This window comes from Kitasatospora sp. NPDC056800 (genome assembly GCF_042789775.1).
GTDB lineage: Bacteria > Actinomycetota > Actinomycetes > Streptomycetales > Streptomycetaceae > Kitasatospora.
In genome coordinates this window covers 25,469-31,934 of the sequence record NZ_JBHUAL010000102.1, presented here as the reverse complement: position 1 = coordinate 31,934, position 6,466 = coordinate 25,469, and the positions used below count along the sequence as shown (strand labels likewise).

The following is a 6,466-nucleotide window of genomic DNA, read 5'->3' as shown; positions in this document are numbered from 1 at the left end:
GCAGCGTCTCCGCTGCCCGAGCCCGGCCCTTCTGTGTTTCCGATCACGTTCCGCCGGTCGGGTTGCCGACGCCGAGGTCGAGCCGGGCTTGCGAGTGGTAGGCGTTGAGCAACTCGATCAGAACGGCACCGTCGGGCACGCCGGCGTGCCCGCGGGCCGCGATCTCGGTCTCCCACAGCGCGGCGTTCACCGCCTTCGCCGCCTCCACCGCGGCCGGACTCGCCAGCAGCACGAGCGTCTCGAAGAGCGCCGACCGCCGGATCTCCGCCTGCTCCATCGTGGCCAGGAACTCCGCCCGCGCCGTCGACCCCGCCTCGGCGTCGACGGCCCGCTTGGCCACCGCCGCGATCTCCTTCACGCAGGTCGCGTACTGCACGTAGGTGTCGAGCTTCCGCTCATCCCACCGCGTGGCCAGCACCCGCCGGTGCTTGACCCGCTCCGCCCACCCCGTGGCCACGAACGAGGTGAGCGCACCCAGCAGGACGCCTGCCAACGTGACGATCTGAGTAATCACCGCCCAGAACCTACCGACGCCGTGCACCAGGCAACAGAGCGAAGCCTCCGCAACCAACTCTCCGCAGGCAGCCTGCTGGCGTACGTGCTGGCATGCTGACCAGGCCGTTTGCTCGTGCACTTCGACCGGAGGAGGGTAGCTCCACTTGCTTCAGACCGAAGCTTCCTTAGCCCGAGCAACCACTCAAAGAGCAAGAAGTTGTCTGAAGCGCTAGCTTCACTGAATTGGTTAAGTTAGTCATGTAGGCAAGTTCTCTCAGGTCCTGGCCCAAACGAGGAGCCCACGGTGGAACGCGACGATCTGCCCCTTGACAACGTATTGCGGCAGGGCCTGGGCATGCTGACCGACCTGCTCGGATCTGCCTGGGTGATCACGCCGATCGCTGGCTCGATGGCTGGCTCTGGTCCTGATGCGCTAGTCGAGGTGAGGTCCGAGACGGACAACACACTCGTCCAGTTGCTAGTGGAGGTGAAGGACTCAGTACCACCTCGGATGGTGGAAGAGCTCCTAGTACCCAAGGTGGAACTGCTTCGGCGGCTGAGTCACTACACCAACCTCGTGGTCATGGCACCGTGGTTGTCGCCGAAGACTCAGCAACTGCTGAAGCAGCATGGCATCGGATATCTAGACCTCACTGGCAACATCTCGCTCAGGGTTGCGCGGCCTGCAATCGTTGTCCAGACGGATGGAGCGACAAGGTCTCCCCGTGCACTCGCCCCGTCGCAGAGCAAGACCACTCTTGCGGGGCCGAAGGCTAGCCGCCTGATTCGCCTCCTGGCCGACGTACGCCCACCACACCGAGCTGGGGAACTGGCCACGGCATCGAGCCTAAGCCTGGCTTACGTCTCTCGCCTGCTGGATGCCCTTGAAGACCAGCTGTTGATTCGTCGCACTGGCAGGGTCATCACAGAGGTCGACTGGCCCGACTTGCTCCGTGCGCGGGCCGAACACAGCAGTCTACTTCGACCGAACTCGTATGCAGGGTTCTTGGCCCCGAACGGGACCTCTGCAGTGCTTCGACGGATCTCTGACCTTCCTCCAGCCGGGAGTGACGGTGTGGCCGTGACGGGGACTTGGGCTGCTCATGGCATCGCCCCGATCGTTGCTGGGGGGCAGTTGATGCTCTATGTGGCACCATGGCTGGATTCTGAAGAGCTTGCTGATGACCTCGGCTTGCTAAGCGTGCATGAGAACGCGGATGTCCTACTGCTGAAGGCGCCAGATCCAGTGGTCTTCGACGGGGCAACTGTCGTTGAAGGCATCCAGCGCGTGGCCATGAGTCAGCTTGTCCTCGACTGCCTCTCAGGACCCGGCCGACTGCCAGCTGCCGGGGAGGCTGTGCTGGAGTACATGGCAACGCATGAGAAGCAGTGGCGTGCTCTCAATATTTCTGACCTCGGGAACAGGCAGCGCCCCTAAGATCAGGCTCTCTGCACTCTCAGGAACGTGAGGCACCGTGGCGAAGGTCCCCGAAGGCGTTGACCCCCATCAGCTGACCATAGTTGCACGGCGCGTGCTTCTCGATGGCCTGACTGCGCTGATTGATCATCTGCCAGCCCTCACCATCGTCGGTGCCCAAGCCGTCTACCTCCGCACCCCTGATGCGGCGATCAGCAATGCCCCCTTCACCTCCGACGGTGACCTGAGTATCGATCCGATGCTTCTCGGCAACGAACCACACCTAGACGATTCTCTTCGCGCGGCGGGCTTCAGGCTCAAGAATCAGGATCAGCCGGGGTTGTGGGAGCGACCGGAGGATGTCAGCGGCAAGGTCGTACCGGTGGAGCTGGATCTCCTGATCCCCAGGCAGCTCTCACCCAAGAACGGCAAGCGCAGTGCAAAGGTCCCCCCGCACGGGCCCATGTCCGCTCGGTGGATCGAGGGCCTTGAGGTTGCTGCCCTTGATCGCTCTCCGATGATTGTCAGCAGTCTTGATCCGGCGGACGCTCGAAGCGTCACTGTAAACGTCGCCGGTCCCGCAGCACTGTTGGTGGCTAAGGCATTCAAGATCAGCGACCGCCTTAAGCAGGCCAACGCTCGACCGGATCGTCTCACGGACAAGGACGCGGGCGACGTCCTCCGCATCATGATGACTACGCCAGTTCGAGGTGTGGTTGCAGCCTTCGCTGCCCTTAAGGAGGATGAACGGGTCGGAAAGACCGCCACCGACGGGCTGCAGAAGCTGCACGAGCTGTTCGGTGCTGCTGCCACTCCAGGTGTTGACATGGCCGTCAGCGCGCTTGCAGGAGACGTGCCAGAAGATCGCATCCGGATCTTGGCGCCGGCCTTTATTGGCCGCTTGCTGTAGTCGTATTGCGACCTACTCCCGCGATGGCCCAGTGCACAGATCGGGCCGTCGCGGGTCTTGGCGGTCAGCTCATAGCGTTTGCGATGAGCTGCATCGAGTCGACCACAAGGACGGCGCCAGCAGCGGCCAGCTTCGCCTCCTTACCCGGCTTGTTGGCGTAACCGATAGTGGGGATGCTTGCTGCAGTCCCTGCCTCGACATCCCGGTTTGCATCGCCGATGAAGATGCAGTTGCCTGGGCTAGTACTCGCGGTTCTCATGGCGTCGTTCAGGAGACGGGGGTTCGGCTTCATGGAGGAGGGGGTGCCCGGGGCACGCCCGAAGACGCCGACCACGTAGCGGCTGAGACCATGCTCGGCGAGGTAGGCCTCGATAGCCGCGCCCGCGTTGTTGCTCACGATCGAGACCCGGCGGCCTGAACGGACGCAAGCGCGCAGAACCGATTCTCCGCCCGGGGTCGGGCTGGCGACTTGGACGGCTTCGGTCTCCAGTGCGGCCAGCGCGGCGTCCGCGCTCGCCACGAGGCTGGGGCGGGCGTCCGCGACCAGCCGGAGCAGGGCGAGCGGGTCACCCTCTTCCTCAGCCCCGGCCGGGACCTGCTCGCCCGCGGTGAGCAGGTTCTCACGGAGCCGGCGCGCGACCTCCGGGGCGGGGAGGCTGGCGAAGACCGAGCACGCCGGGCCATCGAAATCGAGGAGCACGTACTTCACCGGCCGCAGCACGTCGGCGAGTTACTGAGGCGTGGCGGTCATGACTGCCGCTCGTACGCGATCGTGCTCCACACGCTGTCGAACCACATCTGGGCCTGCTGGACGTACTGCGATCCGAGCGAGGCGTCGTCCGGGCCGGCGGCGTGGTGGAACAGGGTGGTGTCCTTGCCGGTCACGTCGTAGAAGGTGTGGTCGGTGTCATCGATCGCCACGGTGCGCTCGCGGAGCGGGTGGAAGCCGAAGAACGCCTCCTGCCGGTTCAGGATGTACAGCTTGAACAGGCTGGACGCCCGGTGCACCTTGACCTGGACGCTCGCCTTCTGGACCAGGCCCAGCTCGGCCAGCATCTCCACCGAGTAGGCGATGCCGCCGGCGTTCGTCAGGGCGATGTTGCGGGCGCGCTGCCGGAGTACGGCCTCGTCCTGGAGCCCGTCGACCAGGACCGGCACCGCCATGGGCGCCGTGGTGTCCGGAAGCAGGAGCCGGACCATGATGGACTCCGGCGCCAGCCGTCCGGAGCGGACCTTGTCGAGCGGCTCCTGGAGCGCGTTGTGCAGCGTCTCGCTGGAGAAGCCGGCGAAGTCGAGGGTCACCTGCTGCTGCTCGAAGGCGGCTTCAAGGTGAGGCCGCAGCCCGACCGGCCGGGAGGTGCGCTCCCGAACGAAGGAGCCGCTCCCCTGCCGGGTGACGATCAGCCCCTCGGTGCGGAGCAGGTCGAGTGCCTTGTCCACCGTGCCGCGCGCCACGCCGAAGTGCTTGGCCAGCTCGGGGCCGGAGGGGAGCTTGTCGCCGGGCTCGAACCCTGGCTGCTTCGTGAGGATCGAGGCCCGCAGAGAGCCGCGGACCTGCTGGTACGGGGGGCGAGAGTCATCCGGGTCTAGGGCCATGGACCGATGCTAGGGGAGGTGCCCAACAGGCGCGAGAAACCCGACTCTCTTAACCTGCCCAGGCGAGTTGTCTATGTTGTGGGTGTCGCACCAAGTGAGACAGGGGCGACACAGACGGGCCTTCTTGGGGCTGCTCTGAGCTGCACAAATGCGCCCATGGACGGCTGGCTACAGCCGTATCCAGGGCGAAGGGGTCCGGGATAGATCGGGCCGAGGCACCCGGCGCCTGGGCAGTCCGGAGGGCAAGACCGAAAGGTCACGCCGACCACGCCTGAACGGGAGCTCGCCCCCCAAGAGGACGGCACTTCGGGCCCTGCTCCACTTCGGCAGGGTGGGGCCCGAGCATGTTCTGGGACCACCGCCACCGCCCGGATCGCCGCAAGCCGTGGATGGTCCGGTGGACGGTCGCCGGGCGAGAGTTCTCCGAGTCCTACCTGTCCAAGGCCCAGGCGGACGGTCGCAAGACCGAGCTGATCACTGCGGCCCGGCCAGGCGAGCCGTTCGACGTCGGCCGCGGTCTGCCGCTCTCCGAGCTCCGCAAGGAGAAGCAGATCACCTGGTACGAGCTCGGCCGGCAGTACGTCGAGGCCCGCTGGGAGGGGGCTCCGGCCAAGACCCGCACCACATGGGCTGATGCCCTCGCCACGGTCACGTTCGAGCTGGTGAAGTCGAAGGCCGGCATGCCGGACAAGCGGGTCGTCCGCCGGGCGCTCTACAGCTGGGCCTTCAACGTGCACTCGTGGGGCGAGAAACCGCCGGCGGACTGGGCCAAGGCCCTGGCGTGGGTGCAGAAGCAGTCTGTGCCGGTCTCCGCCTTCGAGGAGCCACCGATGGTGCGCCGCCTGCTGAACGCCCTCGCGGTGAAGCTCGACGGCAAGAAGGCCGCCCCCTCGGTCATCCTGCGCAAGCGTCGCATCCTCGGCCACCTCTTCGGCTTCGCGGTGGAGGAGGGCTACCTGACCGCCAATCCCCTCCCGACCGTCCAGTGGCAACCGCCGGAGGCCGAGGAGGAGGTCGACCCCGGCGTGGTGGTCAACGAGGACCAGGCCGCGGCGCTGATCGAGGCGGCCGGACGTCAGGGAAAGCGCGGGGCCCACCTCCGGGCCTTCTTCGCCTGCCTCTACTACGGCTGGCTGCGGCCGGCCGAGGCCATGCTCCTCCCGCTCGCCCGCTGCCACCTCCCGGTCGAGGGGTGGGGCTGCGTCGTCCTGGACGAGACCCGGCCGCGGGTCGGTTCGTCCTGGACGGACGACGGGACGTCGCACGACAGGCGCGGGCTGAAGCACCGGGCCGAGAAGACGACCCTCCGCGTTCCGATCCCGCCCGAGCTGGTGGCGATCCTTCGGGATCACGTCTCCGCCTTCAGCGCCGCGCCCGATGGCCGGCTGTTCCGGACGTCCCGGGGCGGGATGGTGCAGGAGAGCGGGTACGGGGTCGTCTGGCAGCGGGCCCGCGCCGAGGTGCTGTCGCCGGCCGACTGCGCCACGAAGCTCGGCAAGCGGCCGTACGACCTGCGGCACGCGGGGATCTCGCTCGGGCTGAACTCCGGGGTCGACCCGACCGAGGTCACCCGGCGGGCGGGGCACAGCGTGGCCGTCCTGCTGCGGGTCTACGCGAAGTGCCTGCACGGCACCGTCGAGTACGCGAACGAGCTGATCTCGAAGCGACTCAACCGGAACCGTCCGGCGCCGCCGGCCCCGGATCCTGGTCCGTAGCTGGTCCGTACGCGCTGGTCAGGGCTGGGATTCGGGTGGCGCAAAGTGAGACAAGCCGCCCAAACGGGGCAGCACTCGTCCCCAGTTGCAAGTAAACGAAAAAGCGGCCCCTGACCTACGTTTCCGCAGGTCAGGGACCGCTTCTCTATCCTGTGGCTGGTGCAGGGTTCGAACCTGCGTAGCTTGCGCGACAGATTTACAGTCTGCTCCCTTTGGCCGCTCGGGCAACCAGCCAGGATCTTCGTTTCCCGGGGTGTTCACCCCGTTCGACTTGGTAAACCATACCCGATGCCGGGGGGTGCTCCGCCACTCGATAGATCACGCGACGATCAA

Annotated in this window: 6 protein-coding genes and 1 tRNA gene; 3 read left to right on the top strand and 4 right to left on the bottom strand. The window is 66.4% G+C overall.

Annotated elements, in window-relative coordinates; genetic code table 11:
- Window positions 1-43: 43 nt before the first annotated feature.
- Window positions 44-514 (bottom strand): hypothetical protein, encoded by a 471-nt coding sequence (locus tag ACFRQN_RS22360; RefSeq protein ID WP_380741652.1) that lies wholly within the window; start codon window positions 512-514, stop codon window positions 44-46.
- 285 nt (window positions 515-799) lie between these two features.
- Between ACFRQN_RS22360 and ACFRQN_RS22355 the strand changes: the two genes are divergently transcribed.
- Together ACFRQN_RS22355 and ACFRQN_RS22350 are read left to right on the top strand one after the other, a co-directional pair.
- Complete coding sequence (locus ACFRQN_RS22355) at window positions 800-1,933, top strand: hypothetical protein (protein WP_380741651.1); 1,134 nt, start codon at window positions 800-802, stop codon at window positions 1,931-1,933.
- 37 nt (window positions 1,934-1,970) lie between these two features.
- Complete coding sequence (locus tag ACFRQN_RS22350; protein ID WP_380741650.1) at window positions 1,971-2,822, top strand: hypothetical protein; 852 nt, start codon at window positions 1,971-1,973, stop codon at window positions 2,820-2,822.
- A gap of 64 nt (window positions 2,823-2,886) precedes the next feature.
- On the opposite strand, the gene ACFRQN_RS22345 is transcribed toward ACFRQN_RS22350, so the two are convergent.
- A complete protein-coding gene (locus ACFRQN_RS22345; protein WP_380741649.1) occupies window positions 2,887-3,531 on the bottom strand; it encodes an HAD family hydrolase in 645 nt (214 codons plus the stop codon).
- A 38-nt stretch (window positions 3,532-3,569) separates the two neighbouring features.
- Window positions 3,570-4,418 carry a GntR family transcriptional regulator gene (locus tag ACFRQN_RS22340; RefSeq protein ID WP_380741648.1) on the bottom strand — a complete coding sequence of 283 codons (849 nt, stop codon included), beginning with the start codon at window positions 4,416-4,418 and terminating at the stop codon, window positions 3,570-3,572.
- 344 nt (window positions 4,419-4,762) lie between these two features.
- On the opposite strand from ACFRQN_RS22340, the gene ACFRQN_RS22335 reads away from it, so the two are divergent.
- Window positions 4,763-6,133, top strand: a complete 1,371-nt coding sequence (locus tag ACFRQN_RS22335; RefSeq protein WP_380741647.1) for a tyrosine-type recombinase/integrase — start codon at window positions 4,763-4,765, stop codon at window positions 6,131-6,133.
- Window positions 6,134-6,286: 153 nt separating this feature from the next.
- On the opposite strand, the gene ACFRQN_RS22330 is transcribed toward ACFRQN_RS22335, so the two are convergent.
- Window positions 6,287-6,367: transfer RNA gene (locus ACFRQN_RS22330), tRNA-Tyr, on the bottom strand.
- Between the last annotated feature and the right edge of the window lie 99 nt (window positions 6,368-6,466).